This window comes from Ruegeria sp. (assembly GCF_965199275.1).
Lineage (GTDB): Bacteria > Pseudomonadota > Alphaproteobacteria > Rhodobacterales > Rhodobacteraceae > Ruegeria.
In genome coordinates this window covers 61,126-78,867 of record NZ_CBDAQX010000023.1, presented here as the reverse complement: position 1 = coordinate 78,867, position 17,742 = coordinate 61,126, and the positions used below count along the sequence as shown (strand labels likewise).

At 57.8% G+C, this 17,742-nt stretch carries 20 protein-coding genes; 11 read left to right on the top strand and 9 right to left on the bottom strand.

All coding sequences use genetic code 11. The features are described from left to right. The first annotated feature begins 168 nt into the window (after positions 1-168). Positions 169-1,350, top strand: a complete 1,182-nt coding sequence (locus ACOERD_RS23070; RefSeq protein WP_419737600.1) for an ISNCY family transposase — start codon at positions 169-171, stop codon at positions 1,348-1,350. 201 nt (positions 1,351-1,551) lie between these two features. Beyond that, positions 1,552-2,418, top strand: coding sequence for an ISNCY family transposase (locus ACOERD_RS23065; RefSeq protein WP_419740620.1), 867 nt, complete (start codon positions 1,552-1,554; stop codon positions 2,416-2,418). Between the two features lie 122 nt (positions 2,419-2,540). Here the strand turns inward: ACOERD_RS23065 and ACOERD_RS23060 are convergent, their stop codons facing one another. Next, positions 2,541-3,245, bottom strand: coding sequence for a uroporphyrinogen-III synthase (locus tag ACOERD_RS23060; RefSeq protein ID WP_419740619.1), 705 nt, complete (start codon positions 3,243-3,245; stop codon positions 2,541-2,543). A gap of 97 nt (positions 3,246-3,342) precedes the next feature. On the opposite strand from ACOERD_RS23060, the gene tsaD reads away from it, so the two are divergent. From tsaD to ACOERD_RS23040, 4 genes are read left to right on the top strand one after another with little or no spacing between them, the layout of a single operon-like run. Continuing rightward, a complete protein-coding gene (gene tsaD / locus ACOERD_RS23055) occupies positions 3,343-4,440 on the top strand; it encodes a tRNA (adenosine(37)-N6)-threonylcarbamoyltransferase complex transferase subunit TsaD (protein ID WP_419740618.1) in 1,098 nt (365 codons plus the stop codon). Then, on the top strand, positions 4,437-5,399 hold the full coding sequence (locus ACOERD_RS23050; protein WP_419740617.1) for an NAD(P)H-dependent glycerol-3-phosphate dehydrogenase: 963 nt from the start codon (positions 4,437-4,439) through the stop codon (positions 5,397-5,399). Before tsaD ends, ACOERD_RS23050 begins: the two co-directional genes overlap by 4 nt. Before the next feature lies 1 nt (position 5,400). Further along, the gene (locus ACOERD_RS23045; protein WP_419740616.1) at positions 5,401-5,670 is read left to right on the top strand and encodes a YciI family protein; all 270 of its coding nucleotides are present in this window, start codon (positions 5,401-5,403) and stop codon (positions 5,668-5,670) included. Continuing rightward, the gene (locus tag ACOERD_RS23040) at positions 5,670-6,092 is read left to right on the top strand and encodes an EVE domain-containing protein (RefSeq protein WP_419740615.1); all 423 of its coding nucleotides are present in this window, start codon (positions 5,670-5,672) and stop codon (positions 6,090-6,092) included. Before ACOERD_RS23045 ends, ACOERD_RS23040 begins: the two co-directional genes overlap by 1 nt. A 219-nt stretch (positions 6,093-6,311) precedes the next feature. Here the strand turns inward: ACOERD_RS23040 and ACOERD_RS23035 are convergent, their stop codons facing one another. Together ACOERD_RS23035 and ACOERD_RS23030 are read right to left on the bottom strand one after the other, a co-directional pair. Continuing rightward, the gene (locus tag ACOERD_RS23035; RefSeq protein WP_419740614.1) at positions 6,312-6,653 is read right to left on the bottom strand and encodes a DUF2853 family protein; all 342 of its coding nucleotides are present in this window, start codon (positions 6,651-6,653) and stop codon (positions 6,312-6,314) included. A 114-nt stretch (positions 6,654-6,767) separates the two neighbouring features. After that, positions 6,768-7,658, bottom strand: coding sequence for a LysR family transcriptional regulator (locus ACOERD_RS23030; protein WP_419740613.1), 891 nt, complete (start codon positions 7,656-7,658; stop codon positions 6,768-6,770). 91 nt (positions 7,659-7,749) lie between these two features. Between ACOERD_RS23030 and ACOERD_RS23025 the strand changes: the two genes are divergently transcribed. After that, positions 7,750-8,826: an L-dopachrome tautomerase-related protein gene (locus tag ACOERD_RS23025; RefSeq protein WP_170470624.1), complete on the top strand. Its 1,077-nt coding sequence runs from the start codon at positions 7,750-7,752 to the stop codon at positions 8,824-8,826. Between the two features lie 35 nt (positions 8,827-8,861). Here the strand turns inward: ACOERD_RS23025 and ACOERD_RS23020 are convergent, their stop codons facing one another. The 4 genes from ACOERD_RS23020 to ACOERD_RS23005 form a co-directional block, all read right to left on the bottom strand. Next, a complete protein-coding gene (locus ACOERD_RS23020) occupies positions 8,862-9,608 on the bottom strand; it encodes an extensin family protein (RefSeq protein ID WP_419740612.1) in 747 nt (248 codons plus the stop codon). Positions 9,609-9,621: 13 nt separating this feature from the next. Further along, positions 9,622-11,010, bottom strand: coding sequence for an adenosylhomocysteinase (ahcY, locus tag ACOERD_RS23015; RefSeq protein ID WP_419740611.1), 1,389 nt, complete (start codon positions 11,008-11,010; stop codon positions 9,622-9,624). 105 nt (positions 11,011-11,115) lie between these two features. Further along, complete coding sequence (locus ACOERD_RS23010; protein WP_419740610.1) at positions 11,116-11,256, bottom strand: hypothetical protein; 141 nt, start codon at positions 11,254-11,256, stop codon at positions 11,116-11,118. A 183-nt stretch (positions 11,257-11,439) separates the two neighbouring features. Then, positions 11,440-12,480: an IS110 family transposase gene (locus tag ACOERD_RS23005; RefSeq protein WP_419738393.1), complete on the bottom strand. Its 1,041-nt coding sequence runs from the start codon at positions 12,478-12,480 to the stop codon at positions 11,440-11,442. A 506-nt stretch (positions 12,481-12,986) separates the two neighbouring features. Here ACOERD_RS23005 and ACOERD_RS23000 point away from each other — a divergent pair. The 4 genes from ACOERD_RS23000 (at position 12,987) to ACOERD_RS22985 (ending at position 16,432) form a co-directional block, all read left to right on the top strand. Continuing rightward, a complete protein-coding gene (locus ACOERD_RS23000) occupies positions 12,987-14,168 on the top strand; it encodes an ISNCY family transposase (RefSeq protein WP_419740609.1) in 1,182 nt (393 codons plus the stop codon). 165 nt (positions 14,169-14,333) lie between these two features. Then, the gene (locus tag ACOERD_RS22995; protein WP_419740608.1) at positions 14,334-14,927 is read left to right on the top strand and encodes an HD domain-containing protein; all 594 of its coding nucleotides are present in this window, start codon (positions 14,334-14,336) and stop codon (positions 14,925-14,927) included. Positions 14,928-15,043: 116 nt separating this feature from the next. Beyond that, positions 15,044-15,598 carry a tetratricopeptide repeat protein gene (locus ACOERD_RS22990; protein WP_419740607.1) on the top strand — a complete coding sequence of 185 codons (555 nt, stop codon included), beginning with the start codon at positions 15,044-15,046 and terminating at the stop codon, positions 15,596-15,598. A 273-nt stretch (positions 15,599-15,871) separates the two neighbouring features. Then, positions 15,872-16,432, top strand: coding sequence for a CHAP domain-containing protein (locus tag ACOERD_RS22985; protein ID WP_419740606.1), 561 nt, complete (start codon positions 15,872-15,874; stop codon positions 16,430-16,432). Positions 16,433-16,469: 37 nt separating this feature from the next. Here the strand turns inward: ACOERD_RS22985 and ACOERD_RS22980 are convergent, their stop codons facing one another. Further along, positions 16,470-17,024, bottom strand: a complete 555-nt coding sequence (locus ACOERD_RS22980) for an ActR/PrrA/RegA family redox response regulator transcription factor (RefSeq protein WP_050604676.1) — start codon at positions 17,022-17,024, stop codon at positions 16,470-16,472. A gap of 87 nt (positions 17,025-17,111) precedes the next feature. Continuing rightward, complete coding sequence (locus ACOERD_RS22975) at positions 17,112-17,738, bottom strand: SCO family protein (protein WP_419740605.1); 627 nt, start codon at positions 17,736-17,738, stop codon at positions 17,112-17,114. Positions 17,739-17,742 lie beyond the last annotated feature (4 nt).

Here is a 17,742-nt window from a genome sequence, read left to right as displayed (position 1 = left end):
TTCCCCTTATCGATTCTAAAATCACCAGAACTACAGACAGTTCCAAGTTAATCTGCACCCGGCTCTCTCTCAACCCGCAACGCGTGTTTCTGTCGCTAACACGCGATATGTCCGGTGTATGTAACATGCGATCTGTCCGGTTCTATTCTGTCTCTGAGAGGAGGCGTTATGAACCGAGCAGAAGTGTTACAGGAAGTTCGACTGATGAAGTTTGAAGATGTGTATTCGCGGCGAAGCGCGAACAAGCTGACGCAAGAACAGGCGGCTGAGATACTGGGTGTATCCGTGCGCACCGTCAGGCGTTGGGAGGATCGATTTGAGGCGGATGGTGCAGAAGGTCTGTACGACCGTCGGCTTGGCAAACTGGCCAACAATCGTGTTGCCACGGATAAGGTCATGGAGATGCTTGAACTGTTTGATACCAAGTACTGGGATTACACGCCGAAGCATTTCCACGAGAAGCTGGTGGCCCACCATGGTTTCACACAGAGCTACAACTGGGTGCGGCTTACACTGCAGCGCCACGGCCGGGTTCAGGCAGCACCCCGACGAGGTGCCCATCGGCGCAAGCGGCCCCGCCGTCCGATGGTTGGCATGATGTTGCATCAGGACGGCTCCAGCCATGAATGGGTTCCGGGTCAGTGGTGGGATCTGATCGTCACCATGGACGATGCCACCAACCGGGTTTATTCGGCATTCTTTGTCGAGGAAGAAGGGACGATGAGCAGTTTTCAGGGGCTGACAGAGGTGATCGAGGCGCAAGGTCTGTTTTGCTCGCTCTATGCCGATCGGGGCTCTCATTACTGGCATACGCCCGAAGCGGGCGGCAAAGTGGACAAGGACAATCTGACCCAGGTCGGGCGCGCCTTGCAGCAACTCGGCATTGAGCTGATCCCGGCCTATTCACCGCAGGCCCGTGGACGGTCTGAACGCATGTTTGGCACGTTCCAGAACCGATTGCCGCAGGAACTGCGGTCCCATGGGATCACAACCATTGAAGAGGCCAATCAGTTCCTGAAAGAGGTCTATCTTCCCGAACACAATGCCCTGTTTGCAAGGGAGCCGGAGGATACGACCTCGGCCTTCGTGCCGTTTACAGGCAATGTGCGCGACACCCTGTGTGTGCAGGAAGACCGCGTCGTCGGCAACGACAATACGGTGCGCTACAAGGGCCTGGTCATGCAGATCGCGGCAGACAGGCACCGTCATCATTTCGTCAAGGCGAAGGTCAGGGTCCACGAATACCCCGATGGTCAACTGGTCATCTTCCACGGCCCGAGATGCATTGGCCGCTACCAGCCTGACGGATCACCCATCACACAGGAGGATAGCAAACACAAAGTCGCGTGACCCGCTTCGACGTGGCGCGAACGCGGTGGCCCAAATCTACGGTCGCCTACGGCTCCCTCCGAATTGGGCCACCGCGCAATCAACTGAAGCGGACAATTGGCATGTTACCTACACCGGACAATTCAGAATGTTCTCGACACCCGCAACGCGTGTTTCACAAGCTTTTTAACGGCCTTACGCATCTTCTTGGGCGTCGGTTCCTTGGCGATCCTCAGACGTTCATACCCCAAGGATTTAAGGGGTTCCGTCGTTCAGGCAGCACCCCGACGAGGTGCCCATCGGCGCAAGCGGCCCCGCCGTCCGATGGTTGGCATGATGTTGCATCAGGACGGCTCCAGCCATGAATGGGTTCCGGGTCAGTGGTGGGATCTGATCGTCACCATGGACGATGCCACCAACCGGGTTTATTCGGCATTCTTTGTCGAGGAAGAAGGGACGATGAGCAGTTTTCAGGGGCTGACAGAGGTGATCGAGGCGCAAGGTCTGTTTTGCTCGCTCTATGCCGATCGGGGCTCTCATTACTGGCATACGCCCGAAGCGGGCGGCAAAGTGGACAAGGACAATCTGACCCAGGTCGGGCGCGCCTTGCAGCAACTCGGCATTGAGCTGATCCCGGCCTATTCACCGCAGGCCCGTGGACGGTCTGAACGCATGTTTGGCACGTTCCAGAACCGATTGCCGCAGGAACTGCGGTCCCATGGGATCACAACCATTGAAGAGGCCAATCAGTTCCTGAAAGAGGTCTATCTTCCCGAACACAATGCCCTGTTTGCAAGGGAGCCGGAGGATACGACCTCGGCCTTCGTGCCGTTTACAGGCAATGTGCGCGACACCCTGTGTGTGCAGGAAGACCGCGTCGTCGGCAACGACAATACGGTGCGCTACAAGGGCCTGGTCATGCAGATCGCGGCAGACAGGCACCGTCATCATTTCGTCAAGGCGAAGGTCAGGGTCCACGAATACCCCGATGGTCAACTGGTCATCTTCCACGGCCCGAGATGCATTGGCCGCTACCAGCCTGACGGATCACCCATCACACAGGAGGATAGCAAACACAAAGTCGCGTGACCCGCTTCGACGTGGCGCGAACGCGGTGGCCCAAATCTACGGTCGCCTACGGCTCCCTCCGAATTGGGCCACCGCGCAATCAACTGAAGCGGACAATTGGCATGTTACCTACACCGGACAATTCAGAATGTTCTCGACACCCGCAACGCGTGTTTCACAAGCTTTTTAACGGCCTTACGCATCTTCTTGGGCGTCGGTTCCTTGGCGATCCTCAGACGTTCATACCCCAAGGATTTAAGGGGTTCCGTCGTTGCCTCGCTAATTGCGGCCAGCCATAGCGGGGCAGTGCCCGCCCAGATGTCGGCAAATTGTCGCGCGGTGCGGGGTGAGAAAATAGGCGCGATCACTGGCCTGTCGCCCTCGGATGCGGCCTTTGCCTCGGGGCTGAGCGGCAGCAGAAGTTGCTGGTACACCGCCTGTTCGCGCGTGGTTACGCCCATCTCGGTCAGACGCTCGGCGATGTTGCCCCGGCTGTGTTCGCCGCGCAGATGCAACAGCGGGCTTGTTGGTCTGATCTGCAAAAGACCGGCCACAAGCTCTTCTGCCGTGCCACCGACCATACGCGCATCCCAGCCCGCGCCTTCGGCGGTCGCAGTCGTGGTCGGACCCACGCAATAGGCAGGCAAATCCCGGCGCACACCCGCCGAGGCTGCCGCATTCACCGCATTGGATGACGTGAAGATCATCCCCTGCGTCTCGGCCGTACAAATCGTAACCGCCAGCGGTTTGATTTCCAGAATGGGGGAATGGATGACCTCAACACGCGATCTGACGCGGGTCGGAAGCTGCGCAACAAACCTCTCCGAGGCGGCGCGAGGGCGGGTCATCAACAAATACAACTATCGGCGCCTTCGGCCTTGGGATTGTTTGCGTCCGCGCAGGGTGGTACCCCGCTTGGCAATCATGATGCAACGGATCAGACCAATGGTGCAAACACTTACCGTTCTTGGATTGGAAAGCAGCTGTGACGACACAGCCGCCGCCGTCGTGCGCCAAACCGACGGCGAAGAGGCCGAAGTGCTGTCGTCGATTGTCCATGGCCAAACCGAACTGCACAGCGCTTATGGGGGTGTCGTCCCCGAAATCGCCGCGCGCGCTCATGCCGAGAAACTGGATATCTGCGTGGTTCAGGCGCTTGAAGATGCGGGTCTAACACTGGCCGATATGAACGCAATTGCGGTCACAGCCGGACCCGGCCTGATCGGAGGGGTCATGTCCGGCGTCATGTGCGCCAAGGGGATCAGTGCGGCGACCGGCCTGCCTCTGATTGGGGTAAACCATCTGGCAGGCCACGCCTTGACCCCGCGCCTGACCGATGGAGTAGCCTTTCCATACCTGATGCTGCTGGTCTCGGGTGGGCACTGCCAATATCTGATCGCCCACGGGCCCGAGCAGTTCACCCGTCTGGGCGGTACCATCGACGATGCCCCCGGTGAGGCGTTTGACAAAACCGCCCGTCTTCTGGGCCTGCCGCAACCCGGTGGACCCTCGGTTGAGGCAGAGGCGCGCCAGGGAGATGCCAAGCGGTTCCGTTTTCCGCGGCCCCTGTTGGACCGGCCCGGATGTGACCTGTCTTTCTCGGGGCTGAAAACCGCGCTGATGCGGATGCGGGATCAGATCGTTGCCGAAAAAGGTGGCCTGACCCGTCAGGATCGCGCCGATCTATGTGCCGGGTTTCAGCAGGCTGTCGTGGATACTTTGGCTGAGAAAACACGACGCGCGATGGATATGTATCTGGCCAAGACGCCCTCGGATCCGGTGATCGCGGTCGCGGGCGGTGTGGCTGCAAACTCCGCTATTCGCACTGCGTTAGAGACTGTTTGTGTCGAAAAAGGCACGCGATTCACAGCCCCGCCCCTTGCACTTTGCACCGACAATGCTGCCATGATCGCCTATGCGGGGATGGAGCGTTTTCGCACCGGCGCGCGCGACGGTTTGGATCTGACCGCGCGCCCCCGTTGGCCTTTGGATCAAACCAGCCCCGCCATGCTGGGTAGCGGTAAAAAGGGCGCAAAAGCATGAGCGTTTCGGTTCTCGGATCAGGGGCGTTCGGTACGGCACTGGCGATTTCGCTGGCCGGTAACGGGCCTGTCACCCTGTGGTCGCGCAGCGCCGAGCAGGCGAAAGCCGTACAGGATAGTCGGATCAACAAGAGCCGATTGCCCGATGTAACCTTGCCCGATGCCATCACCGTCACTCCTGATATCGAAGCAGCGGCGGCAAAAGACGTCCTTCTGGTATCCGTGCCTATGCAACAGTTGCGAAGCGCACTGCAGGAACACGCAGCGGTGCTGGCCGGGAAAACGCTGGTTGCGTGCTGCAAGGGGATTGAACTGTCGTCGGGCCTCGGTCCGATTTCCGTGATCCGCGAAACCATTCCGGACGCACGACCGGCGCTTCTGACTGGCCCCAGCTTTGCGGATGACATCGCGCGTGGCCTGCCGACGGCGCTGACCTTGGCCTGTGCAGATGCCGATCTGCTCGAAACACTGCAATCCGAGCTGACCACTGCCAATCTGCGCCTATACCGCACCACCGATGTGATCGGAGCGGAACTCGGCGGCGCATTGAAAAACGTAATGGCCATAGGATGTGGCGCTGCCATCGGGGCCGGTCTAGGCGACAGTGCCCGTGCTGCCCTGATGACGCGCGGCTTTGCTGAGATGCAGCGCTTTGCCCTGATGCGCGGCGCGCAACCAGAGACGCTGATGGGGCTCTCTGGACTGGGTGACCTGGTGCTGACCTGCTCGTCCGAGCTGTCCCGAAACTATCGTTTTGGCCTGTGTTTGGGTCGAAATGAGCCCTTCGACACCACAACAACCGTCGAAGGTGTCGCCACCGCTCGCGCCATGGCTGATATCGCCAAAGCCGAAGGTCTGGACATGCCCATCAGCGCCGCTGTGGCCGACCTGAGCCAAGGCGCCTACAGTGTGGCGCAAGCCATCGAAACCCTGCTCAATCGACCCCTTAAGGAGGAATAACATGCTGATCGCCCTTATCGCCCGTGACAAACCCGGCGCGCTGCAAACCCGTCTGGACAACCGCTCGGACCATTTGGCCTATATCGAGGAAACTGGCGTTGTGTCTCAAGCCGGCCCGCTGCTGGACGGAGACGCGATGATCGGCTCGCTGGTTATTCTCGATGTCGAAGATCTGGCCGCTGCGCAAAGCTGGGCCGACAATGACCCCTATGCCAAGGCCGGTCTGTTCCAATCCGTCGAACTGATCCCATGGAAAAAGGTGATTGGCTGATGGCGTACTGGCTGTTCAAATCCGAGCCATCGACCTGGAGCTGGGACCAGCAGGTTGCCAAGGGCGAGGCGGGCGAAGAATGGGACGGCGTGCGCAACTATCAGGCGCGCAACTTCATGCGGCAAATGGCAATCGGTGATCGCGGGTTCTTTTATCACTCGCAAAAAGACAAGGCGATCGTCGGCATCGTTGAGGTCTGCGCTGAGGCCCATCCCGACAGCACCACGGATGACGAACGTTGGGAATGCGTGGACATCAAGGCGGTAAGGCCATTTGAAGTTCACGTCACGCTGGATCAAATCAAAGTGGATGAACGTCTGGGTGAGATGGTGCTGGTGAAGAACTCTCGCCTGTCGGTGCAACCGGTCACTGAGGCCGAATGGCAGGTGATCTGCGCCTTGGCTTCGACCGAAGCCGACTAAAATAGAGGGAAGGCCCTGCACGGTGCAGAACCTTCCCTACCCCACGTGCTCCCTACTCACCACACGCGTATTGGAATCTGTTGGTTCTGACCATCCTGGCCACATAAGGACCATAGACTGTTTTCTCAGGCCGTTTCAAACACCAAGTCCTTAAAACATAACTCAAAACAAAAACGCCCGCCGATGCGGAGGCGGGCGTTTGGGTGGAAAACGTTACGTTTAGCCGTAAACGGATTCTTTGCCGAAATGCTTGGTCAGCATGTAGTAGACCACGGCGCGGTACGTGTTGCGCTCGGACATACCATAGGTTTCCAGAACCGAGTTGATGGCCTCCATCAGCTCAGGCCCGTCGGCCAGACCCAGTTTTTTGCCTAGGAAGTTGTTTTTGACAGTCTCCAGCTCTCCATCCTGGCTGGCTGCCACGGTCGACGCGTCGGCGTCATAGATCGCCGGACCGCACCCGATTGTGACCTTGGTTAGCAGGTCCATATCGGCATCCATGCCGCATTTGTTTTTCAGATCATCGGCGTATTTGGCGATCAGATCGTCGCGTTTTCCCATAAAAAGTCTCCCTATCAGCAGTCCTGGCTGCGGTTACTCAAATCCTAAAAACAGGTGTCGGAAGCCTAGCCATTCCTCGTTTTCCCACAAAGGGAAAAATTCCGCGCTTTCCCCCTAAGCGGAGGAGCGCCTTTGTCGCGCGCCTTGAAAGGCTCGATCTGCTAGGTCCGAAAACACGCGCACCTTGCGCCCCGGCGTGCTGCTACCCGCGTGAACAAAGGCAATCGGTGCAGAGGGGGATTTCAACGCACCGGGCAAAACCTCGACCAACGTACCCTGTTGCAGCTCTCGCTGAACAGCCAGACGGGATTTGACAGCCAGCCCCAGCCCCTGCACCGCAGCTTCGGTCAACATGTCCGAGTTGGAAACGGCAATACGCCGCGTGACGGACAGTTGCCCCTCATGAGTGTCGAAACGCGTCTGCCAAGGCAAACACGCCCAGCGCATCTTGCGCAGGTCTTCGACGGAATTGGGCATCTCGTATCGCGCAATGAAACCTGGGGCGGCGCAGATAATCCGGTCATTGTCGCAGAGCTTGCGCGCCTTCAGTGTGCTGTCGGCCAACTGTCCGACGCGAATGGCGCAATCAACGCCCTCATCGACCAGAGAGACATAGCGGTCGACGGCCAGAAACTCGATCGTCAGGTCCGGGTGATCCTCCTGAAAGCTGTCCATCAACGGCATGATAAACCGAGACAGGATCCATGGGGATAGGGTCACACGCAGATGGCCGCGCAGCGCTCCCTTGCCGCTTCCGGCCTCCAACTCGGCCTCGCGCAGATCAGACAGCACAGGTTCGATTCGATCCAGAAAGATCAGGCCTTCATTGGTCAGTTGCACCCGGCGGCTGTTGCGGTGAAAGAGTTTGAGGTTCAGCACCTCTTCTAACTTCCCGATCCGATGGCTGACCGTCGCTGCCGAAATGCCCAGCGCCTTTGCAGCCGATCCGACCCCTCCAGTTTTGGCGACGGAGACAAAGGTCAGCAGATCGTTCACATGATACATTCGTAATTTCCTAACACTGGTTTTGAAATTGAGCCAGTTATCTGCGAAAATTTCAAATGATATCTGATCGGGTACATCAGAGGAGGACCCGATGAAATCGCTCTATGCAGCTACATGCGCCTTGGCGCTGGCCTTGCCCGCGGCGGCAGCCGAATTGGAAACGTATCTTGAGTTCGAGAAGGCCATGCCTCCGGGCAATCTGGCGATTGGGCCCGATGGGCGCATGTTCATGTCGGTGCATGAATTCTACGGGCCCGAATTGCGCGTGGTCGAAGTGATGCCCGACGGGTCAACCAAACCCTACCCGACCGAGGACTGGGCCCGCGCCCCGCAAGACGATGCGGATGGATTGAACGGCGTTCTGGGCCTGCGGGCAGATCGCGATGGTATCCTGTGGATGCTGGACGGTCAGGGTGAAAACCAGACCGGGCGCATCGTTGGTTGGGACACCAAGACCGAGACGCTGCACGCGATCCACTATATCGGCGCCCCGGTCGCGCGGCCGACCTCGTTCCTGAACGATCTTGCCGTGGACCGCGATCATGGGGCGATTTACATCTCGGATACGGGTGACGGCCAGAACTCGGCCATTATCGTCGTTGATCTTGAGACGGGCCGCGCGCGGCGCGTTCTGGAAGGGTCCCAATACACGATCCCCGAGGATACTCCGATGGTGATTGACGGGCGCGAGATCACGCTGGGTGGCAATCCGGCCAAGATCGGCATCAACCCGATCACGGTCGATCCAACCAATACCTGGGTCTATTTCGCCCCGATGACGGCAAGCGCGATGTACCGTATTCCCACTGCGGCACTGCTGGATGAAAGCCTGTCGGATGCTGATCTTGAGGCGCAGGTCGAACGCTATGGAGACAAGCCGATCTCGGATGGCTCGACCGTGGATACAGGCGGCAATGTCTATATCACCGCGATGACGGACAATGCGCTGGGTGTGACCAAGCCGGACGGCAGCTATGAGGTGCTGTTCCAGTCGGATGATGAGTTGCCGTGGCCGGACGGGTTCTCGATCGGTGCGGATGGGTATGTCTATGCCACGATTAACGAGTTGCACCGCTCACCCGTTCTGAACAATGGCGAGGATGCCTCGAAGGGTATCTACAAGATTGTCCGGTTCAAATCACTGGCGGATGCTGTCAGCGGGCGCTGATCCCATCCCGGCCCTGCAATGCGGGGCCGGTATCCCTACCGGCAATAACCCCAACCGGGGCCCTGCAGGTGAAAATGATCCGCGTGCAGTCGGTTGAAATTAGGGCCTAAAACCACGCGGAACCAGTCACAGGCCCCCTTCCCGATCCGCTGTAGAAACGCGGCCTCAGGCCCCGGCGCAGACCAATCCTGAAGCAGGCTGAGCGTCCGTCCATCCGCCAGTTCGACCCCGGTGATGTCAATCGAATCCGCAGTTGCATGGCTGCTCCAGCCGCTGTTTTCACCCTGCGCGGTCCGCATGCGGCGGCAATTGTAGCTGCCAAGTTGGCGCAAAGCGTGCACTTGAGTACCCAACAGGTCCTGCGCGGCGGGTTGGACGACGTGATGCTCCCACATCGCCAGACGCAGGGCCGTTGTGCAGCGGGTCTCGACCGCGTTCATCCGGGCACCGACCAAGCGGGACAGCTCACCCCGTCCGGAGATGCCACAGTTCTGGTCGATCACCAGATCCTCCATCTCTGAAAACGCAACACCGGCCTCAGACAGCGTCGCCCGGCACTGCGCCTCATCCGCCAATGCCCGGTTCAACTGATATTTGGTAACGAGCGTAACAGGCGCGGTCAGGGTCAGGGCGCGCAGAGGGTTCCAGTGATCGGGCACCGGCGATTTGGGATGCGAAAGCAGCACATACCCGGCCGACCCAACAAGAAATAGAAATACGATGATCGAAAAGAAAGACGCCGCCAGATACAAGATCCGGCGGCGTCCTGAACGTTTGGTCATACCCGATCCGCGATTAGTAGCGGTAGTGTTCTGGCTTGTAGGGGCCTTCCGGCGCAACGCCGATATAGGCCGCTTGTTCATTGTCCATCTTGGTCAGCTTCACGCCGATACGATCCAGATGCAGGCTGGCCACTTTCTCATCCAGATGCTTGGGCAGGATGTAGACCTTGTTTTCGTACTGGTCGCCTTTGGTGAACAGCTCGATCTGCGCCAGAACCTGGTTGGTGAAGGAGGCCGACATCACGAAGGACGGGTGACCGGTGGCGTTGCCGAGGTTCAGCAGACGGCCTTCGGACAGCAGAATGATGCGGTTGCCCGAGGGCATCTCGATCATGTCCACCTGTTCCTTGATGTTGGTCCATTTGTGGTTCTTCAGGCTGGCCACCTGAATTTCGTTGTCGAAGTGACCGATGTTGCCGACGATGGCCATATCCTTCATCGCGCGCATATGCTCGATGCGGATCACGTCCTTGTTGCCGGTGGTGGTGATGAAGATATCCGCGTTTTCGACTTCGTCTTCCAACAGGGTGACTTCAAACCCGTCCATTGCGGCCTGCAGGGCACAGATCGGGTCAACTTCGGTGACTTTCACCCGGGCACCGGCACCACGCAGCGAGGCAGCCGAGCCTTTGCCTACGTCACCGTAACCGCAGACAACGGCAACCTTACCGGCCATCATGGTGTCCGTAGCGCGGCGGATACCGTCGACCAGCGATTCCTTGCAGCCGTATTTGTTGTCGAATTTCGATTTGGTGACCGAGTCATTCACGTTGATCGCCGGGAACGGCAGATGGCCGTCTTTCACCAGCTGATACAGACGGTTCACACCGGTGGTGGTTTCCTCGGACACGCCTTGGATCTGATCACGCATCTTGGTGAACCAGCCCGGAGACGCCGCCATGCGCTTGGCGATCTGCTTCTTGATCACCTCTTCCTCTTCCGAACCCGGAACGGGTATAATGTCTTCACCCGCTTCAGCACGAGCGCCCAGCAGGATATACAGTGTCGCGTCACCGCCATCGTCCAGGATCATGTTCGGGCCTTCGTCGAACAGGAAGGATTTGTCCAGGTAATCCCAATGCTCTTCCAGCGTCTGGCCTTTGATGGCGAAGACAGGGATACCCGCCTCGGCAATCGCAGCGGCTGCGTGGTCCTGAGTCGAGAAGATGTTACACGACGCCCAGCGCACATCCGCGCCCAGGGCAACCAGCGTTTCGATCAGAACGGCGGTCTGGATGGTCATGTGCAGCGACCCAACGATCCGCGCACCGCTCAGAGGCTTGCTTTCACCATATTCCGAACGCAGCGCCATCAGGCCCGGCATTTCAGTTTCGGCGATATCCAGTTCCTTGCGGCCGAACCCGGCCAGCGAAATGTCTTTGACGATATAGTCCCCGGCCATAAGGCGCTCCATTTTTGCGGTCAATCACAGTTCCGGCTGCCCCTAGCATCCCTTGGGGCAGGTGGCAATGTGGATGACCGAAAACGGGATTTTACGCCGCAAAAATCAGCTGGGCGTGCCGTCAACCTTGACCTTCGGAATCGCTTCAAAAAAATCGGTGCCAACGGCGACAATACAACTTAAGCCGTTCGCGTGGGTCACCAAAACGGTGTAGCTACCCGTTTCTCGTGAGGTCCAGACCTCCATGACCGACTGCGCGCCGCGTGTTTTCTGCAAACCCCCAAAAACCAGCTCTTCCGAGTAGCTTTTCTGCAGCTTGTCAACTACGTGCTAGCGCTCTGCACAATTCTGGGCAAAGGCGGGCGGGGCCGTGGCGGCCATGCCAAAGGTCAGGGCGACTGCGAATATACGTTTGAACATAGCAAACTCCTATGATGTTTGTCCAGCGGTTTGTCTGGTATTTTTGATCTTGAAGGCTGGGAAGTCCTCGAATATCCAATTGTTTTTCAATGTGTTGTAGATGATGGTCAGGAGCTTTCGAGCGGTGGCGATGATGGCTTTTCCCGACCCGCGCCGCTCCTTGATGCGGCGGTAGAACGTGTTGAGATAGCCGGAATATCGGATGGCGCTGAGCGTGCATTGCACCAGCGTCGTACGCACCAGCTTGTTGCCCTGCTTCGTAATCCTGCCGTGTATTTCAACGCCGTTTGAGGCGGCAACACGCGGCACGATCCCCACATAAGCGGCCAGTTTGTCGGCGGTGGCAAAGTCGTTCACATCGCCAATCCCGGACAGGAAAATCGCAGCGGCCCGCGCTCCAATGCCCTTGATTGAGGTGATTTCCTCAAACCCATCAAGCGCTGCAGCGGTCTCTTCCAGCGCCTTATCCAGCCTGCGGATCGCGGCACTCAACTGCAACGCCTGATCCCGCAGCTCCGTCAGTTCGATCCGTTCGACGTCGCTGAAGCGTTCAATCTCCAAAGCGCGCAACCGTTTGTCCGAGAAACCCGCCTTCTTGAGTTTGATCCCGTGCCGATTGAACATGCCATGGATCTTGTTGAGTACCCTGGTACGCGATTTCACCAACATGTCTCGAGTCTGTGCCAGAGAGGCCAGTTCGGTTTCACCTGCACGTTTCAGGCGTGTCTCGGGGAGCATGTCTTTAGACAGGAACGTCGCCAGAGCGCGCGCATCGTTGCGGTCGGTTTTCTTCACCGATTTGCGGATCACCTGGAACTGGCGTGGGTTCACCACGACGATCCGGCCCACGCAGGGGCGAATTTCTCGGCAGAACCATGCCGAGTTGCCGGTCGCTTCTACCGCCACTTCATCCTCCGCATCCACGCTCAGGCAGAACCGCTCAAGATCAGCCGCCGCGAGTTGAAACGTCTCAAACGCCTCTGAGCCATCCCCACCAATGCGGCAGATCGTGAAGGAATTCGTATGTAAATCGACACCAATAAAGGCCATGTGCTATACTCCCATCGTTGGGAGGCGGAACCCCGGATGGGGCGTGAACGGCCAAACCAAACTCCTATTCGAGGTCAGGGCAACAGCCCACGCCTCAGGATGGTCGTTCGGAAACAGGTGAAGGGTAATCTCCTTTACAGGGTCAAACGCCCTAGATTGCTCATACATCCTGAAACCTATCCGCCTCTCCCAACTCAATAACAGAATCAGGAATTTTGACCGTTCACAGCACATTCATCCCATCTCCTTTCGTTTCACTTTGTGAGAGGAGCGCACCGGGAGAAGCCAGTGCCCCCCTCGGTTTAAATGTCGGGATCAGTTGGTGTGGTTTCAAAGCACGAATGCTCAAGAAAACGTTGGCAGCTGGTGATCCTGACAGGTACATCATAGCTGAAACAATTTGGTTTTATTGTGTCCCACTTCACAAGTGTCGCTAACACGCGATATGTCCGGTGTATGTAACATGCGATCTGTCCGGTTCTATTCTGTCTCTGAGAGGAGGCGTTATGAACCGAGCAGAAGTGTTACAGGAAGTTCGACTGATGAAGTTTGAAGATGTGTATTCGCGGCGAAGCGCGAACAAGCTGACGCAAGAACAGGCGGCTGAGATACTGGGTGTATCCGTGCGCACCGTCAGGCGTTGGGAGGATCGATTTGAGGCGGATGGTGCAGAAGGTCTGTACGACCGTCGGCTTGGCAAACTGGCCAACAATCGTGTTGCCACGGATAAGGTCATGGAGATGCTTGAACTGTTTGATACCAAGTACTGGGATTACACGCCGAAGCATTTCCACGAGAAGCTGGTGGCCCACCATGGTTTCACACAGAGCTACAACTGGGTGCGGCTTACACTGCAGCGCCACGGCCGGGTTCAGGCAGCACCCCGACGAGGTGCCCATCGGCGCAAGCGGCCCCGCCGTCCGATGGTTGGCATGATGTTGCATCAGGACGGCTCCAGCCATGAATGGGTTCTGGGTCAGTGGTGGGATCTGATCGTCACCATGGACGATGCCACCAACCGGGTTTATTCGGCATTCTTTGTCGAGGAAGAAGGGACGATGAGCAGTTTTCAGGGGCTGACAGAGGTGATCGAGGCGCAAGGTCTGTTTTGCTCGCTCTATGCCGATCGGGGCTCTCATTACTGGCATACGCCCGAAGCGGGCGGCAAAGTGGACAAGGACAATCTGACCCAGGTCGGGCGCGCCTTGCAGCAACTCGGCATTGAGCTGATCCCGGCCTATTCACCGCAGGCCCGTGGACGGTCTGAACGCATGTTTGGCACGTTCCAGAACCGATTGCCGCAGGAACTGCGGTCCCATGGGATCACAACCATTGAAGAGGCCAATCAGTTCCTGAAAGAGGTCTATCTTCCCGAACACAATGCCCTGTTTGCAAGGGAGCCGGAGGATACGACCTCGGCCTTCGTGCCGTTTACAGGCAATGTGCGCGACACCCTGTGTGTGCAGGAAGACCGCGTCGTCGGCAACGACAATACGGTGCGCTACAAGGGCCTGGTCATGCAGATCGCGGCAGACAGGCACCGTCATCATTTCGTCAAGGCGAAGGTCAGGGTCCACGAATACCCCGATGGTCAACTGGTCATCTTCCACGGCCCGAGATGCATTGGCCGCTACCAGCCTGACGGATCACCCATCACACAGGAGGATAGCAAACACAAAGTCGCGTGACCCGCTTCGACGTGGCGCGAACGCGGTGGCCCAAATCTACGGTCGCCTACGGCTCCCTCCGAATTGGGCCACCGCGCAATCAACTGAAGCGGACAATTGGCATGTTACCTACACCGGACAATTCAGAATGTTCTCGACATGTCCCACTTCACAAGGCATGGCATAATGGCAACACAACCCCGCGCATGGCAGAGGATGCTGTCGGGCCGCAGGCTAGACCTGCTGGATCCGACCCCGGTCGATATCGAGATCGAGGATATCGCCCATGGTCTGGCCTTTGTGGCACGTTGGAACGGGCAAACGGCGGGTAACTTCGCCTATTCCGTGGCCGAGCATTCCCTGCTGGTCGAAGAACTTTTTGGCCGCATCGCGCCGAAAGCGCCCGTGAAGTGGCGGCTGGCGGCTTTGCTGCATGACGCGCCGGAATACGTGATCGGAGACATGATCTCACCCGTCAAATCCGCCGTTGGCCCGGATTATGGAGCGCTGGATGACCGTCTGGCGGCGGCTATCCATATTCGCTTTGGACTTCCCGCCGAGGTGCCTAAATCTGTAAAATGGCAGATCAAGAAAGCCGACAAGATCAGCGCCTGGATGGAGGCCACCCAGATCGCGGGTTTTTCCGAGGTCGAGGCGACGAAGTTCTTTGGCCGTCCGGATCGAGCGGTGATGGAGGGGTTGGAGATCAGGCTAAGGCCGCCAGTTGAAGTTAGGACGGCATACACGGAGCGGCATGAAGCACTGATAGGTGAGCTTTGATGCGATATTGGCTGTAGCGACCCGGCTTTCGCGGCGTGTGGCTCATGCTACCTACGACCTTAACAGTAGTGATCGGAATCAAGACAAATGGTATCCTCATAAAAGGAGGACCCGGGATGAGACACCTTAAACTGGCGGCATGTTTGGTATTTTGCGCAAACTTGGTTCTGGCGGAACCGCCTGAAACCGTTGAAGACGATCTTGGTATTCTCAACCCACAGGATACGGGTCGTGAGATGCTAACCCGCAAAATCGAGATGGGCGTTATCGACTCAATTACCTGCTCGCTCGGTATAAATGTCACAAAGAACGACAACCACGAGTTGGCGAGACGGCTGACGAAGCAATGCGCGGAAGCGGGCTATACCAAAGCTATGACCTGGATGAGTCAACTGGAAAACAATGGGTTGGGCGGCGAATACAACCCTGATGCCTCAGCCCAATGGGATCGCAAGGCGGCCGAAGCAGGTGATCCGGTGGGACGCTTCAATCACGGGCTGAACCTAATGCGTGGACATGGTGCAACTCAGAACGAGGCTTTGGGTCGTCAGTATGTCGATCAGGCCGCAAGGGAAGGCCTTGCAATTGCAAAGCGTCTTCAGGATGCAGGCTACGATCTGGACGAGGTGACCCCGGATGCTGACAATTGGAAATACGCGCCGCTTTTCTAAAGGCAGGGTGACAAATGGCTACCGGTGGCAGTGTCTCAACAGATTCTGCTGCGATGTCCGGCGGTTCATGATCAGACGCCGTACGGATTCGGACAATCTCCCGACGCGCAGAGACCAATACTTCGGTTGCAGATACGACTACAATCTCAATTGATTGTCCTAGCGATGTAGCTGAGGACAGGCGAAATCTTGCCGTGTGCTTGCAAGCCTCTTTTCACAACACATCAGATGCCCCTAAAACTTGCATGTCTTCAAAATGGGCAGTGAAGATTCTTGAATACGGGCAAACTCAATACGGACACCAATTGGCCGCGCTTATTTGGCGGCGCGCGCACCGCAGTTGCGGTGGGGCTATTGAGTCTGGTCTCTGCCTGCGCCCATGGCCCAACCGACGCACAACTTGATCCAGAGCGTCAGTCCATGGCGTTGCAAGAGGTTTCGCAAAAGCAGGCTCGAGGGCAACGGGTTTGGTGCGTGCCCTACGCACGTAGCCTCAGCGGTATCGAAATTCGCGGCAATGCCAAGGACTGGTGGGGCAAGGCGCGCAGTGCGTTTGAGCGAGGCAACGAACCGGCTGTCGGTTCGGTCATGTCGTTTCGGGCAACGCGCGGGATGCCGCTGGGCCATGTGGCTGTCGTGTCCGATGTTGTTAGCGACCGGGTCGTCATCGTGAACCACGCCAATTGGCACCGCAACAAAGTGTCGTTGAAAATGGGCGTGAAAGATGTCTCCAAGAACAATGACTGGACACTGGTTCGGGTCGAGAGCGTTCCGGGGCAATACGGCAGTTTGTACCCGGTAAACGGGTTCATCTATCCGAAGTCTGGCGAATAACACTATCCTCTGAACAGACCAGTCAAAGCTCTGCCTGCTAACGCGGGCTACGTTTCGCCAAAATTCGCTGCAATGTCCGACGGTGCATGTTCAGCCGCCGTGCGGTTTCCGAGACATTGCGGTCGCACAGCTCATAGACCCGCTGGATATGTTCCCAGCGCACGCGGTCCGCACTCATGGGGTTTTCCGGCGGCGGGGGCAGCTCGTCGCCCTTGGCCAGCAGCGCGTTGGTGATGTCTGTGGCGTCGGCGGGTTTGGACAGGTAGTCGGTTGCTCCGATCTTGACGGCGGCGACGGCTGTGGCGATGGCCCCGTAGCCGGTCAGGACCACGACACGACTGTCCGGGCGCTTTTCGCGCAACACTTCAACAACATCCAGACCGTTGCCATCCTCTAGCCGCAGATCGACAACCGCATAGGCCGGCGGGCGCGCGGTAGAAATGGCGCGGCCAGCAGCGACGGAGCCTGCGGTTTCAACTTCGAAACCGCGTTTTTCCATGGCTTTGGCAAGGCGTCTCAGGAACGGCTCGTCATCATCCACCAAAAGCAGAGATTTATCGGGGCCGATATCAAGCTGGGAACTGTCTGCCATCGTTGAGTCTTTCCGCTATTTCATGCCTTTGGCTTTATCTAGATCTAGAAGTAATAGCAGCGCGGGGCCAAAGGTCAAACTGGCTTGTCAGGACCCGGCTTGATCCAAAAAGCAGCCGACCTTGTCCGCCATTTGCTGCGCTGTGTCTTCACGTTTGAAGAACTCAAGAAACCCATCTTCGGGTGTGACCAGATAGGTGAAGGTAGAATGATCGACCAGATAGTATTCGTCGCTTTTGTCATGGGCTTTGTAGTAGGTCTTGTAGGCCTGGCTGGCGGCCTTGACCTGCTCGGGCGAACCGGTCAGAGCGATCAGACGTTCATGCAGGTTGAAGGCGTAATCTCCGACCACTTCGGGCGTGTCGCGATCGGGGTCGATGGAAATGAACAGAGGCGTCACGGATTGTCCACGCTTGGCCAGAATGTCTACTGCCTCAGCGTTGCGGGACATGTCAAACGGGCAGACATCGGGACAGAACGTATAGCCGAAATAGACTAGCGTCGGCTCGGTGATCACATCCTTGTCGGTGACCGTCTCGCCCTTACCATTGACCAGTTCGAACGGACCACCGATCGCCGCCGCTCCACCCGCGATCTGGCTGGAACGGCATTGCGCGTATTTGTCATCCGACCCGGACCCCATTGTCAAAAGCCACATGGCGCCAAGGCTGATAGCAAGAACGACAGCTGCGAGAATAGCATACAGGCGGGTCATGATC